Annotated in this window: 15 protein-coding genes; 8 read left to right on the top strand and 7 right to left on the bottom strand. The window is 34.6% G+C overall.

Annotated elements, in window-relative coordinates; genetic code table 11:
* Positions 1–100: 100 nt before the first annotated feature.
* Positions 101–1,822 carry a phosphoenolpyruvate--protein phosphotransferase gene (gene ptsP, locus CBP76_RS08210; protein WP_102196420.1) on the bottom strand — a complete coding sequence of 574 codons (1,722 nt, stop codon included), beginning with the start codon at positions 1,820–1,822 and terminating at the stop codon, positions 101–103.
* Positions 1,822–2,088, bottom strand: a complete 267-nt coding sequence (locus CBP76_RS08215) for a phosphocarrier protein HPr (RefSeq protein WP_057867454.1) — start codon at positions 2,086–2,088, stop codon at positions 1,822–1,824. Before CBP76_RS08215 ends, ptsP begins: the two co-directional genes overlap by 1 nt.
* A gap of 326 nt (positions 2,089–2,414) precedes the next feature.
* On the opposite strand from CBP76_RS08215, the gene CBP76_RS08220 reads away from it, so the two are divergent.
* Entirely contained in the window at positions 2,415–4,616 is a 2,202-nt protein-coding gene (locus CBP76_RS08220) for an ATP-dependent Clp protease ATP-binding subunit (protein ID WP_102196421.1), read from the top strand.
* 54 nt (positions 4,617–4,670) lie between these two features.
* Here CBP76_RS08220 and CBP76_RS08225 read toward each other — a convergent pair whose 3' ends face one another.
* Positions 4,671–5,219 (bottom strand): PepSY domain-containing protein, encoded by a 549-nt coding sequence (locus CBP76_RS08225; RefSeq protein ID WP_102196422.1) that lies wholly within the window; start codon positions 5,217–5,219, stop codon positions 4,671–4,673.
* A gap of 68 nt (positions 5,220–5,287) precedes the next feature.
* Complete coding sequence (locus tag CBP76_RS08230) at positions 5,288–7,240, bottom strand: Ig-like domain-containing protein (RefSeq protein ID WP_166667229.1); 1,953 nt, start codon at positions 7,238–7,240, stop codon at positions 5,288–5,290.
* 289 nt (positions 7,241–7,529) lie between these two features.
* On the opposite strand from CBP76_RS08230, the gene CBP76_RS08235 reads away from it, so the two are divergent.
* The 4 genes from CBP76_RS08235 to CBP76_RS08250 all read left to right on the top strand — a co-directional run bounded on the left by CBP76_RS08235 (position 7,530) and on the right by CBP76_RS08250 (position 10,001).
* On the top strand, positions 7,530–8,552 hold the full coding sequence (locus tag CBP76_RS08235; protein WP_102196424.1) for a MucBP domain-containing protein: 1,023 nt from the start codon (positions 7,530–7,532) through the stop codon (positions 8,550–8,552).
* 137 nt (positions 8,553–8,689) lie between these two features.
* Entirely contained in the window at positions 8,690–8,929 is a 240-nt protein-coding gene (locus tag CBP76_RS08240) for a hypothetical protein (RefSeq protein ID WP_102196425.1), read from the top strand.
* 143 nt (positions 8,930–9,072) lie between these two features.
* Positions 9,073–9,639 (top strand): cadmium resistance transporter, encoded by a 567-nt coding sequence (locus CBP76_RS08245; protein WP_102196426.1) that lies wholly within the window; start codon positions 9,073–9,075, stop codon positions 9,637–9,639.
* Between the two features lie 26 nt (positions 9,640–9,665).
* A complete protein-coding gene (locus CBP76_RS08250) occupies positions 9,666–10,001 on the top strand; it encodes an ArsR/SmtB family transcription factor (protein ID WP_102196427.1) in 336 nt (111 codons plus the stop codon).
* Between the two features lie 3 nt (positions 10,002–10,004).
* Here the strand turns inward: CBP76_RS08250 and CBP76_RS08255 are convergent, their stop codons facing one another.
* The 3 genes from CBP76_RS08255 to CBP76_RS08265 form a co-directional block, all read right to left on the bottom strand.
* Positions 10,005–10,937, bottom strand: coding sequence for an AEC family transporter (locus CBP76_RS08255; protein WP_102196428.1), 933 nt, complete (start codon positions 10,935–10,937; stop codon positions 10,005–10,007).
* A 175-nt stretch (positions 10,938–11,112) separates the two neighbouring features.
* Positions 11,113–12,396, bottom strand: a complete 1,284-nt coding sequence (gene rpoN / locus CBP76_RS08260) for an RNA polymerase factor sigma-54 (protein WP_102196429.1) — start codon at positions 12,394–12,396, stop codon at positions 11,113–11,115.
* 115 nt (positions 12,397–12,511) lie between these two features.
* A complete protein-coding gene (locus CBP76_RS08265; protein ID WP_102196430.1) occupies positions 12,512–13,102 on the bottom strand; it encodes a TetR/AcrR family transcriptional regulator in 591 nt (196 codons plus the stop codon).
* A 149-nt stretch (positions 13,103–13,251) separates the two neighbouring features.
* Here CBP76_RS08265 and CBP76_RS08270 point away from each other — a divergent pair, with 149 nt between their 5' ends.
* From CBP76_RS08270 to CBP76_RS08280, 3 genes are all read left to right on the top strand, one after another.
* Positions 13,252–15,816 carry a YhgE/Pip domain-containing protein gene (locus tag CBP76_RS08270; RefSeq protein WP_102196431.1) on the top strand — a complete coding sequence of 855 codons (2,565 nt, stop codon included), beginning with the start codon at positions 13,252–13,254 and terminating at the stop codon, positions 15,814–15,816.
* 132 nt (positions 15,817–15,948) lie between these two features.
* Positions 15,949–18,555 carry a SpaA isopeptide-forming pilin-related protein gene (locus CBP76_RS08275; protein ID WP_166667230.1) on the top strand — a complete coding sequence of 869 codons (2,607 nt, stop codon included), beginning with the start codon at positions 15,949–15,951 and terminating at the stop codon, positions 18,553–18,555.
* Between the two features lie 188 nt (positions 18,556–18,743).
* Positions 18,744–19,193, top strand: coding sequence for an SLAP domain-containing protein (locus CBP76_RS08280; protein ID WP_102196433.1), 450 nt, complete (start codon positions 18,744–18,746; stop codon positions 19,191–19,193).
* The last annotated feature ends 95 nt before the right edge of the window (positions 19,194–19,288 follow it).

Consider the following 19,288-nt stretch of genomic DNA (forward strand, 5'->3'; position numbering starts at 1 on the left):
TCATAGACGGTCAGTTATTAGGTGCTTACGATATATTAACAACAATAATTAGAACAAAAAAAGAGCCCGCTTATGCGAACTCTTTTTTTTGTTACTTTGATTACTTGTTCAAGTATTCATCAACAAGTTTTTTGTTATCTTCATTAGTGATTGACTCGTTAACAGCACGATCAGCTAATGTAGCTAAGTCTTTAGTACTCAACTTCTTCATCAAACTTCTTACACGAAGAACTGATGTAGCACTCATTGAATATTCATCAAGACCCATGCTCAATAGCAATGGAACCATAGTGTTGTCACCAGCAGCTTCACCACACATACCAGCCCACTTGCCTTCTTTATGAGCTGATTCAATAACATGCTTGATCAATCTCAAAATTGAAGGGTTGTATGGTTGATATAGGTATGAAACGTGTTCATTACCACGATCAGCAGCCATTGTATATTGAATCAAATCGTTTGTACCAATACTGAAGAAGTCTACTTCTTTAGCAAATTGGTCAGCAAGAACAGCAGCCGCTGGAACTTCCATCATCATTCCTAATTGAATGTTGTCAGAAACTTCAACACCATCTTTGACTAAGTTAGCCTTCTCTTCTTCAAAGACCTTCTTAGCATCTCTAAACTCTTGCAATGTACCGATCATTGGGAACATGATACGTAATTGACCAAAAGCAGATGCACGTAGCAAAGCTCTTAGTTGAGTTCTAAAGATTTCCTGTCTATCCAAACTGATACGGATAGCACGATAACCTAAGAATGGGTTCATTTCTTCTGGTAGTGGCAAGTATGGTAAATGCTTGTCTCCACCGATATCCATTGTACGAACAACAACTGGCTTGCCATTCATACCTTCAAGAACCTTCTTGTAAGCCTTGAATTGATCATCTTCAGATGGAAGACTTTCTGATTGCATGTACAAGAATTCTGTACGATACAAACCGATACCTTCAGCACCATTGTCAACAACACCTTGAAGATCATCTGGAGTACCGATATTAGCTGCAATATCAAAGTGTTTGCCATCGGCTGTAACTGATGGTTCATTCTTTAATTTTTCCCACTCTGCTTTTTCGTCAGCAAAGTTCTTAGCTAATTCTTCATAATGTTTAACATCCTCATCAGAAGGATCAACAATAGCTGCACCGTTTAAACCATCAACGATGACCTTATCTCCATCTCTAACATCAGATGTGATTGTATCAGTACCAACAACAGCTGGTAGTTCTAGTGAACGGGCCATAATAGCTGAGTGAGCTGTACGACCACCGATATCAGTAACAAATCCCTTAACGAAGCTGTTCAATTGAGCAGTATCACTAGGTGTCAAATCGTGAGCAACAATAACGACATCATGGTCGATCAATGCTGGGTTTGGAAGTGAAACGCCTAGTAAGTGAGCCATAACACGCTTTGTAACATCGCGTACATCAGCGGCTCTTTCTTGCATATAAGGGTTATCTGTCATTCCTTCAAAAATAGCGATAAAGTTCTCTGAGACATCGTGTAATGCTTGTTCGGCATTGATGTTCTTATCTTTAACTTCTTGTTCAACTGCACCTGTAAATTCTGGATCAGCCAAAATCATCTTGTGAGCATCAAAGACTTGAGCTTCCTCTTCACCTAGAGATTCTTTAGCGATATCTCTGATCTTTGTTAGTTCATCATCTGATGTTGAAATAGCATCCTTAAGACGACCGACTTCTACATCAGCATCTGAAATACTTTTCTTTGTGAAAGACAAATCTGGTTGAACTAAAAGGTATGCTTCTGCAGTAGCGATACCATCACTGGCTGCAATTCCTTTAATAGTTTTAACCATTATTCTGCCAAACCTTCTTTTGTCATTGTGTCTGCAATAGCTGCAACTGCATCAGCAGCGTCATCACCATCAGCAGTAATTGTAACGTCAGCACCTTGGCCAACACCAAGTGACATAACACCCATGATTGACTTCAAGTTTACTGATTTACCTGAAAATTCGATATTGATATCTGAGCTAAACTTACTTGCTGTTTGTACCAACATAGTAGCTGGACGTGCGTGGATTCCTGTTTCTGCAATAATGTGAAAATCTTTCTTTTCCATAATAAATACCTCACCATATAATTATAAAATTCTGTAGTAATACTACAAATATTCACTAATTAATTTACCATTATCTTTGAATTTTCACAAGGGGCATGCCTAAAAAAAGTTGAGATAAGTCAACTGTGATAAGCCGTTTAACGCTTACAACACTAGAGCCTGAAAGCGTTTATATTATCAATCTTTTTCATAGAACATTGAAATAAATATTTTTTCTACTATTGAAATAATAAATTTCAGTTTTTTTAAGACTTAGCACTTGCATTAGTTGAGTGCTAATTATATACTACCGTTGTATCCTGTGATTAAGGAAAGGTGGGGTGCGAATGTTATGTCAGAATTGTCAAAAGAATGAAGCAACCATTCATTTGTATACAAGTGTTAATGGTCAACGGACGGAAATCAATCTCTGCCAAGACTGTTATCAAAAATTAAGAAATCAAGCTAACGAAGGTATGAATAATATGGCACAAAATCCAAACGGTGGATTTTCTAGTTTTGAAGACTTGTTCAACGCCTTAAACGGTGGACAACAACCTAATGCTTTCGAGCAACAAGGTCCCCAAACACAAACAGGTAACGGCGGTGGAAACGGTCGTAAACCTCGTGGTAACGGAGTCTTAGATCAATATGGTGTCGATCTTACCGCCCTTGCTAAAAAGGGTCAAATCGATCCCGTTATTGGCCGTGACAAGGAAATTAATCGAGTAATTGAAATATTAAATAGAAGAACTAAGAATAATCCAGTTTTAATTGGTGAAGCTGGTGTTGGTAAAACAGCCGTTGTTGAAGGTCTTGCTCAAAAGATCGTTGATGGTGACGTACCTGAGAAATTACAAAATAAACGTGTTGTACGTTTAGATGTTGTTTCTCTAGTACAAGGTACCGGCGTTCGTGGTCAATTTGAACAAAGAATGCAACAATTAATCAATGAACTCCAAAAGAACAAAGATATCATTCTTTTCATTGATGAGATTCATGAAATCGTCGGTGCTGGAAACGCTGAAGGTGGTATGGATGCTGGCAATGTATTGAAGCCTGCCCTAGCCCGTGGCGAACTACAATTAGTTGGTGCAACTACTTTAAATGAATATCGTACTATTGAAAAGGATTCTGCACTTGAACGTCGTTTACAGCCAGTTCAAGTAAATGAACCAACAGTTGATGAAACTATCCAAATTTTAAAGGGTCTACAACCTAAATACGAAGATTACCATCATGTTAAGTACTCTAATGAAGCTATCCAAGCTGCCGCTGAATTATCAGCTCGTTATATTCAGGATAGATTCTTACCTGACAAGGCCATTGACTTACTTGATGAAGCTGGTTCTAAGAAGAACTTGCAAATCAATCACGTTGACATGGCTGACTTAGATAATAAGATTTCTGATGCTGAGGTCCAAAAGCAAGCCGCCCTACGTAATGAAGACTACGAAAAAGCTGCTTACTATCGTGACCAAGTTACTAAATTTCAAAATATGAAAGACAGCAGTAAAGATGAACCTGCCGGTCAAAATATTGTAACCGACAAGGAAATCGAAAAAATCATTGAAGAGAAGACTAATATTCCTGTTGGCGAACTTCAATCAAATGAGCAAGCTCAATTGAAGAACTTGGATTCTGATTTGAAGAGTCATATTATTGGTCAAGATAAAGCTGTTAGCGATGTTGCCAAGGCTATTCGTCGTAATCGTGTTGGTTTCAATAAATCAGGCCGCCCAATTGGTTCCTTCCTATTTGTAGGACCTACTGGTGTTGGTAAAACTGAACTTGCTAAACAACTAGCTCGTGAACTATTCGGTTCTGAGGATTCAATGATTCGATTCGATATGTCCGAGTACATGGAGAAACATTCAGTTTCTAAATTGATCGGTTCACCTCCAGGGTATGTTGGATATGAAGAAGCTGGTCAATTGACTGAACAAGTTCGTCGTAATCCATATAGTTTGATCTTGTTAGATGAAATTGAAAAGGCTCATCCTGATGTTATGCATATGTTCTTGCAAATTCTTGATGATGGTCGTTTGACTGATTCTCAAGGTAGAACTGTTAGTTTCAAAGATACTATTATTATCATGACCTCAAATGCTGGCCAAGGTATCCAAGAAGCTAATGTTGGTTTTGGTGCTACAGCAAACGGAACTACCAATTCAGTTATGAATCGTTTATCAGAGTTCTTTAAACCTGAATTCTTAAATAGATTTGATGGTATCGTCGAGTTTAATTCATTAACTAAGAATAATCTATTGAAGATTGTTGACCTAATGTTAACTGATACTAATAAGATGATTGCCGATCAAGGTTTAAGTATTCATGTTACTAAAGATGCTAAAGACAAATTAGTTGATTTAGGATTCAACCCTAAGATGGGTGCTCGTCCACTTCGTCGTGTGATTGAAGAACAAATTGAAGACAAAGTTGCCGACTACTTCTTGGATCATCCTAAGGATAAAGAACTTGAAGCTCATCTCGACAAAGGTGAAATTAAAATTTCTAAGTATAGTGCACCTGATACCGAAGAAAAATAGTGGTGCTTAAAAAGAGCAGATCATCATTTGATGACCTGCTCTTTTGCTATATTATTAATCATCATCTACCTTAACAACTTTTCCCGTTTCGGCATTAATGATTATTTCTCTATCTTTAACACTAACCTCCCATATATTAGTACCATGTTCTTTCTCTAGTTTAAATTCACTCCCTTGTCCACCATTAGTTTCTTTCTCAGCTATTTGAGCAGCTTTTTTTAAACTAATCACTTTATCAATATCTAACTTTTTTGTTTTGACTTCATTAAGATCATCTTCATCTACAGGTTCTTCAGACTTTTGTTTGATTTTTTTATTAACAGCATTAATGTTTAATTGATATTCAGTCGTATCATCGGCACCTTCAATAATGTATAGCGGCTTGCCCATTTCTTCCTTCAATTCAACAGATAAAACGTTTATACCCGGAAATTTCTTTTCATAGACATCAACAGCCTCATTTACAGTAACCTTAACCTCATCTTTTAATCCCTTTGACGTTGAAGATCTATTAGAATTACTAGATTGCTTTCCCATAGAGCAACCTGCTACTATTCCTCCTGCGACAATAACAATGCTCACTATTAGTAAGAATTTTTTCATAAAAGTCACCCCCAAATTAATATGTAATAATTATATTTGATTAAAGTGATTTTTACCAAAATTACAATCTAAATACTATCTTCAATTGTCCAGTTCAACGTTGTTTTATATGTCCCACTTGCATTCCATTTAGATTCTAAAAACAATAATATTCCATTGTTCTCATCCCAACCAATTGAATATAATTCTTCATCTGCACCAGATTCAGCAACCACTGTATCATTTTCAAATAAATCTTGATATTTACCATTGTCATAAAATCTTAATCTTCCTGCAAGTACATCTCCATTGTCATTTTTCAACTCATCAGTTTGAGAAACTCTAACTTTCAAAGGCAATTTATAACGACGCATATCTTCAACTTCCATTATATTATTTGGTAAATTCAGTTCGTCCTGTCTCTTAATGGTTTGACCTGATCCAAGTGTATTAATCGTTCCATAATCAATATCACGAACCTTATTGATTTCAATACTACCAGTCGTATAATTCAAAGTTTCGCTTTGTCCAACTTTTTGATAACTGTCATTGTCATCATCTTTACCTTGAATATATGGAACACTTGCAAATGATTCTCTTTTAGTGATTCCTGATACCTTAGTAGTTACCTCAATATTATGTACTTGATTTATTTTGAAAATCAAATTAGGAATAGACAAATCCAAACTATCAGTTACGTCATTATCAGTTAATTTATAGTCTGTCGTTTCAGCCCCATCGATCTTTACACTACTGACACCGGTTCCTTTTTTCAACGGCAAAGTATAAGTGCTATCCTTCAAAGTTCCACTAGTACTAATATTGGTTAATGTATTATGATAAGTGATCGTATCTCCATTATTTACACCAAAAAGTATTGTATCCGTATTAGTTCCATCATCAAAATCATCATCAGTTAAAGTATTATTAATCTCAAGATTGGGACCACCATCAGGGATTACATATAAGTAAGCTAATCCTGTAGTATATGAATAACTTTTTCCAGCAATTTTTACAGTAATAATTGCTTGAAAAGACGTTCCGTCATCATTAAGTGTTGTCTTTGGCGTTGTATAAGACAATGCTTTAGGATCAAGGTCTAATTGAACTTTATGATGAGTTATTGGATCTTCCTTAAACCATCTAACAGTATAATTGTTTTCATCATCTTCATCTAGATCGCCAACATTTCCTCGTAAGCTAAATGTTGCTGTTTTTCCAGCTTTAACCGTTTGATCTTCCAAGCCCTCACCAATAAGGATTTCCGTACTACCAGAAATATCGGGTCCAATTGGATTATTCACCGTTGCTGTTACTGTAACTGTTCCCTTACGACGAGCGGTATTAGCTGTAATCAACCCAGTATTAGGATCAATTGTAGCCAAATTGGTATTATCAACACTCCATGTTACATCACCCGTAGCATTTTCGGGTGTTACTTTAGCTCTAGCATACGTAGTATTAGATACAATATTATCTTGAGCTGATGAATTATAAAGATAATCATCATCTGTTGTAACGTCAACCTTCGTAGCATCAGTTGGTTCTGGTATAGCATGTACTGTTGCAACTTTGGAATAGATTTCAGTAGATGTAATCAACAATCCTTTCCAATAGGTTTCTTGCTGGTAATATGTTGTTCCTACTGCGGTCGGTTTAACAGCTAAATTTTGTTTTTCACCGCCATCTGCTTTTGATACTTTGGACCAAGTTTTACCATCGGTTGACTTGAACCATTGATAATTTTTTCCATGTAAAGGTGCTAATAAAGTTATTGCAAATGAACGTGCTTGATCTGTATAAAGGGTTTTAGATTGATCCACTACCACATAATTAGTATCAGCCGGTTGTAGAGCATACCCTGAAGTCAACCAAATGCCCAAAAATTTTCTAACATCACCTGTGGGTTTTTTATATGGAGTAACTTCAGTAGTCTCAACTTCTTCTGCACTGACATCCCTATAATGTTGATTAAATAATAAGGCAGATAATATGGAAAAAAATATCACTACTAATAACCAGCGTTTTTTGAATTTACTCATCATGTAACCCCTTTCTTCTAAATTAGCATAGTAATAATATCATGACTTCCATTACTGAATAATCCATTTTATGGAAATTTATTTTTAAAATAATGGATAAATTTATAAACGTAATCATTTGACATTATTTATAATTAATGAATTTATTTATAGAAAGAAGTTAAAGTTTAAAATTTTCTTTACTCTTTATTAGTTTTCCTTTAAATATCTTTAAGATAGCTATATAAAGGAAATTTAAGTTATTTTTTCATGTTAGAATTACACTAATTTAACGTTAGAAGGGAATATTATGGGAAAGAAGACAAGCAAACGCTTTTCCCATAACGGGGAAAGAACTATGGAAAACGATGTACTCTCACCTAAAGTAAAAAAAATAGCTCGCGATGATGTCCTAATCAAGATTCACTACGTTGATTCTTTAGGTAAAGACATCGCCCAATCTAAAACTATCAAGGGACATTACCTAGATAAATTGGATATTCCTTGGCAAGAGATCCCAGGATATGTATTATCTTCAGTTACTAATTTTCAACAGACATTCATCCCTAATCCTGACGGGATCTATCTTGTCTATGCTAACCAATTATCAGCTCCAGTTATTGTTTATCATCGCAATACTGATGGTAATTTAATTTCTGATCCAGAGTATCTAGTCGGTGAATTAAATTGTGAATATGACACTAAGCCTTTAGAAGAAGCCAATCACTTTTTGATTAGATCTCCCAAAAAGGCTCGTGGCCAATTTACTCAACATGTTCAAGAACAAGAATATATTTACAATGTATTACCAATAAAAGAGTATAAAATTACCAAAAATCTTTTCGTAGAAACTGCCGCTGATATCAACGCATACAGCCAGCCTTTAAACAAAGTTCCACTCGAAAAGACACTACCCTATGGAACAACTTGGAAAGTATATCGAGCTGTTCAAGAAATCTATAGCAATACAATTTGGTACAATTTAGGCGGCAATACTTGGGTACCAAGTACTGAAAGTATTGTTACAGAAACGATCAACCAAGTCTCATCGCGTCAGGAGATGCTGAACAGTCCCCTTGCGGAAACAGCAAGTAATATTAGTTACACTTACTCTGTGATTGATAGTATGGATATTAATCGTTCTGTCAAAATCCTTTATTATAAAGATCAAAATATCACTGCTTGGAAGACTCCTTATGGTGATATGGATAACCAACGCTATCGTGGAGGACAATCGGTTCTTGTTAATAAAATTGTTCAATTAGATAATTACAGTGTTTGGGCAGAATTAAAAGATGGATACTATATTGAAAGCAAATACTTGAATCTTTAAAAAGAGTTGTTAAGGCCATGATATACATGGATTTTAACAACTTTTTTATTTTGAAAAATGTTATAATGTAAGCGTATACAAATATTGCTGGAGTCAGGTCAAAAGACACTTTGTTCAGCTTCAAGGGAGAGATTACTATGCAAAAACAAGAAACTAAAACAGAGGAATTAATTGGTCTGGTTATTATCTATATTTTCGCTTTCGTTGCAGTATTTTTAGGAATCTTTGCTCTTTATTTCCATTTCACTAGTAACTTATCTGTCGCTTGGTTAATCAAATTATTATTTGTTGACCTCAGTTTAATGATTGTAGCTATCTTAAAACCTTTATTCGATATCACTTTAGATTTTATCCATGATGTTATGATAAATAAATAATTCTTAATTTGAATATTAATACAAACAATTTTATTAATTGCACTCTGATTAGTAACATTGTTTTTTTGCATTTAAAATAAATTAGTATATTATATATGTTATAAATGACATATGTTACATATAACATATATAAAGGAGCCACTATGAATTATTGGTTATTAACTATTACCTTTTTAAGTGTAAATCTAGATTTTTTCTTTATGCTATTATTCCTATTGAAAAAATATAAACTATCAAACGTTCTACTGGGATATTTGATTGGAATCATTATTCTATTGACTGCCAGTTTTACTATTGGAAAAATCCTAGCAACCCTTTTACCGGAATGGACTCTTGGCATTCTTGGAATCTTGCCTATTTATTTAGCTTTCCATGACAATGACGATGATCATTCTAAAAAAACAACCCACCATTCAGATACTGTGACCGTACTAATCACTTATCTATCTGTTTGTGCGGGTTGTAATTTATCGATTTTTTTACCTGTTCTCGCTAACGAATCCAACATCGACTTTTTGATAACTTTAGTATTTATAAGCGTTTTAACTATTATCATAGTTTTTATAATCAAATTGATAGCAAACATTCATCTTGTTTCCATTATTATGAAAAATTATGGTGAAAAATTAATGAAATTTTGTTACGTTTTAATTGGATTATATGTTTTTTGGGATAGTGGTTTAATTTCACATTTGCTAGCAATTATTTAATAATCAGAAAAGGGACTTAAAAAATAATGAATAAGATCGTACAAGTTCAACCAATTGATGATAGACATTTAATTGAATCCGAAAGGATCTTTAAACTATTGAGTAATCCCAATCGATTACAAATGCTGAAACTTCTGGAAAATAATACCTTAAATGTGAACGAAATTGGTCAAAAATTAAATCTCGAACAATCAGTCGTTTCCCATCAATTATCAATTTTAAAACAGCATCAATTGGTAAGTTCCCAAAAAAAAGGAAAGTTTAATTATTATCGCTTAGATGATCCCCATATTTTGGATGTGATCAATGAAATGCTTGAACACGCCGATCATGTTATTCGTGGTAAAAAACATGGTGAATAATTTTTACAAAACACTCCCTAAGGCAAAAACTACTGGAATAGTGATCAAACTTAAAATAGTCGACAAGCTCATCAATGAGATTGCTGGTGCAGTATCTCCATCAACTTGCAAAGTAAATAATACCACTAACCCGGCAACTGGACAGGCGGCCATTACTATCGTCGTATAAAAAGCAATTCCGTTCACTCCCAATAATTTTAATAAAACAATTCCAATAATTGGAAAAATTAAGTTACGCAACAAAATAGTTAAACCGATTTCTTTATTTAACATATTTCGACTAAATTTGATATTTGCTAGACTATTACCAATAACTATCATTGATAATGGTGTATTGATCGAACCAACATATTTAATTACCTGATTAGGTATACTTGGTATTTTAATAGCAAACATAAAGAAGATAATTCCCAAAAATATAGCAATAATATTAGGATTTAAAATAACTTGACGCCAGTCAGTTTTTTCTACGGTACCATTATTGTTATCTTTAAAAAGAGAGACTCCTTGAGTCCAACTAAAAATATTGAACGCTGCTAAGGAAACAACTGCAAAGAAGACCCCCTCCGATCCAAATAAAGAACTAGTCAATGGAATTCCCATAAACCCAGCATTGGAATAAATACTTCCATATTGAGTTATACGGCGTAAATTCTGATTTTTTAAACGTCCAAAAATAAATCTGGCAATAATAATTTCAACAATATACAACAGAAAAACTCCAACAACCGCTAATAAAAACTGTTTAATCCGACTGCTTGAGTATTGTTGTTCAAAAGCATTAATAATTAAGCATGGCGATACAATATACAATAAAACATTTGTTAAATCACTTGATGTCTGCGAATGCATGAATTCTAATTTATTAATTAAAACCCCTATTAACATTAAACAAAACATCAAAATTATTTGGTTAATCAACTGTCCAATATTCATACAATATTTACCCCTTAGTTAATATATTATACAAATAATTTATGCCAAAAAGAAGACAGTACTTCTTAACATGTTTATCCCAAACTAAAAATAGTCTGTATGACATCAATTGTGTTTAAAGAACAAGTTGATGTCATACAGACTATTTATTTGACCACCCAAAACTATTTTAAGCTTAAATTCGTCGACGACTGGTTGCAGGAAAGCCCAACTGCTCACGATACTTAGCAACGGTTCTTCTCGCAATTTGTAGGCCATCAGAATTTAACATCTCTGAAATCTTTTGATCACTCAATGGTTTAGACTTATCTTCACCATTCAAAATGTTTTTGATTTTGGCTTTAACTTGATCCACGGATTGATCTTCACCAACAGTAACCTTACTACGGCGAGAGAAGAACTCTTTCAACTCAAAAATACCAAAATCAGTTTGAATATACTTTCCATTAATAGTACGGCTAACAGTTGATTCACTCATTTGTAATTTTTGAGCAACATCACGAATTAATAATGGTTCTAAGGCTTGTGTCTCTTGCATGAAGAACTTATATTGTGCTTTAACAATACATCTACCAATAATTGAGACCGTTTCAATTCGGCGCTGTAAATTATATTCCAGAGTCTTGTATTGGTTATATTTACTGCGAATATATTGATTAACCTCATCATCAGTAGACTTGGTCAAACGATCATAAGTTTCTTCAGCAAAAATCAATTGTGGTTGACCATACTTAGTGATTGAAAGTGTTAACTTGTCATTATTCTTTTTAACTTGTAATTCGGGTACAACATACTGTTCATTTTGAGACGTATATCTTTGACCTGGGTTCGCTGACAATGACTGAATAAAATTGACATCCTCTTGCAATTCAGCATTAGACAACTTCAAAGCCCTTTTTAGTTTCTTCCATTCATGACGGGTAAACAATTCAAAATTATCGCTTAGCATCGACATAATAGACTTATTAGCATTATCTGCTTCAGCCTGTAAGTATAGACACTCCTGTAAGTCTTTGGCTCCAATCCCAGGAGGATCTAATTGATGCAATAAAGTTTTAGCATCAAGTAACATAATTGGAGTTATGTCCTCACCTAGTTCATTAAATATTTCCTCATCCGTTAACGTTAAGTAACCATTTGGATCTAATTGTTCAATCAAATATACTACCAAATCTCGTAATGGTGTCTTACGCATTGTTAATTGTACTTGATCTAATAAATATTCAAATAATGATTGTTGATCATCTTTAATTTGATAAGATGCGCCCTCTCCACTATCAACAAACGGCATATCCAAATTTACATGAACATCAAATAATGGATTTTCTAAACTTTGTTCACTTAAATAATCTGCTAAATCAATCGCATCTGATTGTAGAATCAAAATTGATTGTCGCATCCCTTGTGTTAAAGACAACCCTTGAACTTGTTTTTGATTTAAATTCTGCTTAAGTTCCATCAGGTTCCCTCCCTTCTATTTATTAGTAATAATATAGTTTTTTAAAAGCGCTATCATCATACCAACTAATATAATGATAGCGCTTTTTTATTGATTTGTATTTATTCTAAAAAAATTATTTATTCAGTTTCCTAGGCACCGCTATAAATGAACTTAATCCACTAGTATTTAGGCGAATTAAACGGTCACGAAATTCCCTTTTATCAATACTGACTTTGCCACTGTTATAAAGTCGAAACATCATCAAAGTATTGCGAGTTAAAAAACTAGCACAGGTATAAGCATCCAAGTCTGACAAAATAAATTCTTCTTGGAGCCCTTTAGCAAAGCCCTCCGTAACCTTAGACTCTACCTTTTTAGAAAGAAAGCCATACTCGTCTGAGGTCATCATAAATGTATAAAAATCACGTGATTGTTCAAAAAAATCAAATACACTATCAAAAATATATCCTGGTTTTGATAATGTCTCTTTAAGTGGTTTACCTGTGATAATATTTATCAATTTTTCAGAAATCTCATCAACAATCGTATTTGAAAAATCATCAATTGAATCGTAGTGTAGATAAAATGTCTTCCGATTGATTCCCGCCATATCAGTCAATTTTTTGACGGTAATGCTGTGATAGCTAGTAGTTCTAGTTAGTTTTCTAAATGCCAATTGTAAAGCAGTGTTTGTTTTTTGAACTCGAAGATCAACTTTTTTCATAATAATTTACCTTTTTTCATATAATTAAAGATAATACACACATTGTGTATTTATGTTGTGGTAATCAAACATCAATGCCGTTATTATTTAAGCCACAGTTGAGTATTATTTTTGCATAAACTATAACATATTTTCAAAGGGGTAAAACAATGATTAAAGAAGAATGGAAATATTTAATAAAGCACAAGTTAATGTTAATTGTGTTTGCGGTTATGATCTTTATTCCTTCAATCTATTCTGTGACTTTCCTTAAATCAATGTGGAATCCTTACGGAGAATTAAAGAATCTTCCAGTTGCAGTAGTAAACCATGATCAAAGTACTACCTATCAAGGCACTAAATTAAAAGTTGGACAAGATCTAACTAAGAACCTAAAGAAATCTACCGCAATGGATTTCCAAGTTATCACGACTAAGGGAGCAAAAAAAGGCCTAAAGAATGGTAAATATTATATGGTAATTACCATCCCTGAAAATTTTTCTAAAAACGCCACAACCTTATTAAATAAAAATCCTAAAAAAATGATACTTCATTATGAAACAAGTGCTGGACATAACTTTACCGCTTCCAAGATGACCGCATCGGCCGCTCAAAAAGTTGCACAATCAGTTTCAAATCAAGTTACCAAAACATATTCAAAAACTATGTTTAAATCTATCAAACAGCTATCAAATGGAATGTCTACTGCCGCTAAAGGAAGTAGTAAATTGGCCACTGGCGGTTCAGAATTAAAAAGCGCTAATCAGCAAATTACCACCGGTCTGAATACTCTAGCAAATAGCTCTTTAACATTTAAGGACGGTTCTGAAACCTTAAGCCAAGGATTAAATCAATATATTTTAGGCGTTGATCAGATCTCCAATGGTGCCAATACTCTAAGCAATGGCCTCAATCAATTAAATGATAAATCATCTGCTCTGACTAGTGGTGTCGGTCAATTAAAAACCGGAAGCGACTCACTAAATTCTGGCATAAACGCTTATACCACAGGTGTTAGTTCATTAAATAATGCTGCTAATTCGCTTAATACAGGGACCACCTCATTAAGTTCAGGCACTCAACAACTAGCAAGTAATTCAAATAATTTAAATACTGGTATGGGAGAACTATATTCCGTCAGTCAAGAGTTAACTACTAATCTTCAAAAAGTTAGCTCTGGTCTTTCAAGCAATACCGAGCAACTTAATAATTCAATTACTAATATGAAATCACAACTGACAAATAATAATAATAGTCAATCCAATACTCTAAAAAAAGATTTAACTGATTTACAAAAAGCTATCTCTGATCAAAATAATGGCAATCAAAATACCGCTAATAAGATTAGCCAAGTAGCGGATCAACAAGGTTTATCCACTGATCAAAAACAAGCAATTTTAAATGCATTAAATACATCTAACAATGATTCTTTAAATAAGGCCACAACTGTATTAAGTGATGATTTAAACAACCTAATAAGTAGTCAATCATCATTAAATTCACAAATTGATGGTCTCCAAACCTCACTCACAGAATCTCAAAATAATTTATCCACAGTTATTGCACAACTGGTCGATGGTTCAAAACAACTAACCACGCAATTGGGTAATGTAAATACCGGGATGAATCAGCTCAATTCTGGTATCAGTACTATCAACAGCAATACTAACAAATTAGCACAAGGAACAGCAGAGTTAAGTAATGGAACTAATCAACTAACTAACAATTCAGCAAGATTAAACAGTGGTTCCCAGGCTCTAAATTCAGGAATCAGTTCAATGAACTCACAAATACCTAGCTTAACTTCTGGAGTTAATCAATTAGCAACCGGCGCCAACGCGCTTAATTCAGGAATCAACCAGTTGGTTACCAATGGCTCTAAATTAACCACCGGTTCAAGTCAACTAACAAGTGGAGCTATCCAGATTGCTACTGGTTCACAAAGGCTGGCTGATGGTTCAAATCTGATGGATTCAGGGATTACTCAAATAATTGATGGCAACCAAGCTTTAACTAAAAATCTTGCCTCTGGTGCTAAAAAGTCTAGTATCAAAGCAACTAATTTAACTTATAACCAAATTGCTAAACCAACAACAACTAAGCATAAAGAACGTGACACTGCACCGAACAATGGTACTGGTATGGCACCATACATGATTTCTGTTTCACTTTTTGTTGGCGCCCTAGCTTTCAACTTGATGTTTGATAGCTATACTCCTCGTAAATTTCCTAAGACTGGATTTGCATGGTGGGCAAGTAAAGCAACTGTTTCTGGTATTTTTGTTGTTGGTGAAGCTCTTGCCATCTTCTTATTGCTTTGCTCAATCGACGGCTTAGCACCTGTACATCCCTTCTCTACTTTCATTATGTTGCTTTTGACTGGATTAACCTTTATGTCTATCGTTCACTGGTTAAATTTGGTACTTGGAAAAATTGGCGCCTTCTTCAGTATGATTCTATTAGTATTTCAACTAGGTGGATCAGCTGGGACATATCCAATTCAACTTTCTAATAACTTTTTTCAGGCCATCCATCCTTGGTTGCCAATGTCATACACCGTTAACGGATTGCGAGAAACATTGATGATCGGTGATTCTGCTACTCCTGAAATGATGATTCTTTTAGGCATATCTTTAATATTCTCTTGCCTCAGCATTTTTTTCTTTATCAGAAGGAAATCTCATCTAAATCAAATAGATTTTACTGAAGAAAATGCCGAAAATTCTATCGTTTAATCAGTTTTTATATACATAAAGTAATAAAAGATTCATTTAATTTACATGAAAATAATTCCGAAATATACTCGATTCGTAATTGAGGTATCCATTGTCTCAATCTCTCAAAACTACACAATGGAGATATTAAAGATGAAAAATAAAAAACTATTACTTTTAATATCCATGATCGGATTATTCTTCACGTTCTTTATGATTTCCAATACCCAGATTGCTATGGCAGCCTCTTCACCGCCAGGAACACAATTAACCTCTAATAGTGCCTCTCCAGTTGCTAAAAAAGAGATACCCATTACTGGATTGACTAGTTCTGAAGCCACGGTGACAAATATGTCAGGTCAAGTTGTAAAACCTTCAGATGAATTATTCAGTTGGGATAACTTTCACGTTGATTACAACTGGTCACTACCTGACGGGATTCAAATTGAAAACGGTGATACCACCACATTTGAACTCCCTAGTGGTTTGGTTTCTAATGGGAATTTATCCTTCCCTATTTATGATAACGATGGTCAAGAGATCGGTACAGCCACGATTGAGAATGGTTCATCTAGCGGCACCATTACCTTCAATAACAGTCTTTCCAATACAGATACTAACCGCAAAGGCACATTGACCCTAGTTTCCAAGGGTACAAGTACTGGAAATGGAGTTGATGGTTCTAATTGGATGTTTAATAAAATCGGTTGGGTTTCAGGCTACGATAATAATGGATTACCTAATGAAGTTACTTGGAACGTGGCCTTTAATCCTAACCTACATCAACTTAACAATGTAGTCATTACCGATACCCTAGGCCCCAATCAAGAGTACATTTCTGGTTCACTGACTGCAAATGCCGGTCACTATGAATCCGGTAGTTTTATTAATGACGCTGGACAATTGCAGCCAATCGTCACAACTGATGGCAGTAAGGTCATCATCAGCTTCCCAGGTAAAGTCACTACTGCAGTTGATATTTATTATCGAGTAAAATTAACTGATACTACCAACGGAACCAATATTTGGAGTAATCATGCCACTATGGGTTCTAGCGACGGCAATTATACCGTCAATGCGGATACATCTTGGGGTGGTTCAGGAACTGGTACTGGTGATATAAAAACTGGTTCAGTTACTTTAACAAAAATCGATGCCACAACTCAAAAAAAGCTTGAAGGAGCCATTTTTGAACTAACTGACAGTACTGGTAAAATCATTACAGATAATATCAGGACCGATCAAAATGGTACCCTTTCAATTAATGATCTTCCCTTTGGGGACTATGTACTCACCGAGGTCATCGCTCCAGATGGATATCAATTAAATGATTCTCCAATCAAGTTTTCTATTCCCAATAATGGCAACTCCAACGCCACCTTAACCCAAGAAGATACCGGAAAACTTGGTGCCGTTGTATTAAAAAAGCTAGATTCTATCAATAATAACTTGATTGCCGGAACAACTTTCAATCTGCTCGACAATACTGGGAATATTATAAAATCTGGACTTGTTACTGATTTAAATGGTGAAATATCTGTATCCGACCTACCTGCCGGCAATTATTCCTTTGTTGAAACACATCCAGCAGCTGGATACATTATTAACGATACTCCAATAGATTTTACCGTTGTTGCTGGGGAAACTACTCCAGTAACTTTAGACAAATTCAACGTTGCAAAACCGGTAGCACCATCAGTCGGTAGTGTAACTTTAACAAAATATGACGTTGAAAATGACAAAGTATTACCTAGGGCCACCTATGAATTATTTGATAACAATGACAAATTAATTCAGTCAAACTTAGTAACTGATAAAAATGGTCAAATCATACTTAATGATTTAGTTCCTGGCAATTATTACCTAGTTGAGGTATCTAGTCCCGATGGTTTTGAAATTAGCATTAAAAAACTACACTTCACCATTATTGCAGGTGAAGATGTCGCAATACTTGGCAAAGACCGCCCCGAAACAGACATTCCGACTGAGCCACCTTTAACACCAGATGAACCAAGCGAAACCGATTCTGGTTCAGTTATCCTTACCAAGTTAGATGCAGCAACAAATTCGGTCATTCCTGGTACCGTCTTCGACTTATTCGATAGTAGTGGCAAAACTATTGCCAAAGATTTAACAACAAACGATAAGGGGCAAATTGCCATCGATAATTTATTCCCCGGCAAATATACTCTTGTAGAAAAGAAACCTGCTGCTGGTTATACTTCTAATAAAGCACCTATCGAGTTCACTGTTTCTATTGATAAAAATACTAATGTAAAAGTACTCGATAAAAAGAAGCCTAAACCACCAGTAACTGGACCTGCTAACCCTACCGAACCAAGTAAACCTGTTCCACCTACTAATCCTCTGCCACCAGTTGGTCCTACTGAACCAGGAAAACCTGTTCCACCTACTAATCCTCTACCACCAGCCGGTCCTACTGAACCAGGAAAACCTGTTCCACCTACTAATCCTCTACCACCAGTCGGTCCTATCGAACCAAGTAAACCTGTTCTACCAGTTAACCCTATTCAGCCCGAGACACCAATTCCATCCTATCCCGGAGCTCCTGGTACTGATCAAGTTTCATCACCAAATACTCACAACAACGAACTATCAAATAGTTCTAACCCTCAAATCTATCATCAATACAAGAACCCTCTGCCACAGACCGGAAACAGCTTTAATTTATTTTTGGTACTAAGCGGTTTGTTCCTTGCATTGTTTATCATTTTGAAACATCTGATCAAAAAAGTTTAACTAAAAATCTTCCTAAGTTTTTCATTACAAAATTAGGAAGGTTTTTTTATATACAGAATGGCTACACAATATTCACGACTTCAAAAAAAATATAAGTTATCATTTACTTTGAAAACAGGAAATTAATAAAATCTTGTTATCCACGATTAATAATCTTCATCATTTATTTAATACAAGGAGATACAAATATGAAATATATTCAAAAGACTCTCTTATTTGTTTCACTATTAAGTATTGATATTAGCGTGGCAAGTTTCTCTAGTCCTATCTTAGTCGATGCGGCAACTGAATCATCAAGTAAAAAAAACGAGTTTCCAAAAGATTTAAAAACCGACAAAATCTACTACAAAGTCGGCAAAAATAAATTTATAAAGGCCACCGACATAAAACTTGATAATAATAATACTGAAGGTCCCTCTGGTTCACATATGACCTATACATCCGAGTCAATTATGGATCAAGATTTTACCATAGAGATCACCTCTTCAAAGGCCCATTTCTATAACAAAGAAGGTCAAAAATTACATAAAGTGGAACAAGGAACGGTTTATTCCATGGGCGATCAATATAGCTTTGGAAAACATTCTTATTATCAAATCTCTGAAGATAAACTTGTTGCCTTAGACGATGGACTTTAAAAGATGATCAAAACTTGGACATCAAAAATATATATTTACATCTGCAATACGGCTAAAAATAATCTTTTCAGAGCAAAACAAATGGAGACCTAGTA

The sequence above is a fragment of the Companilactobacillus nuruki genome, assembly GCF_002872255.1.
In the GTDB taxonomy this organism is placed as follows: domain Bacteria; phylum Bacillota; class Bacilli; order Lactobacillales; family Lactobacillaceae; genus Companilactobacillus; species Companilactobacillus nuruki.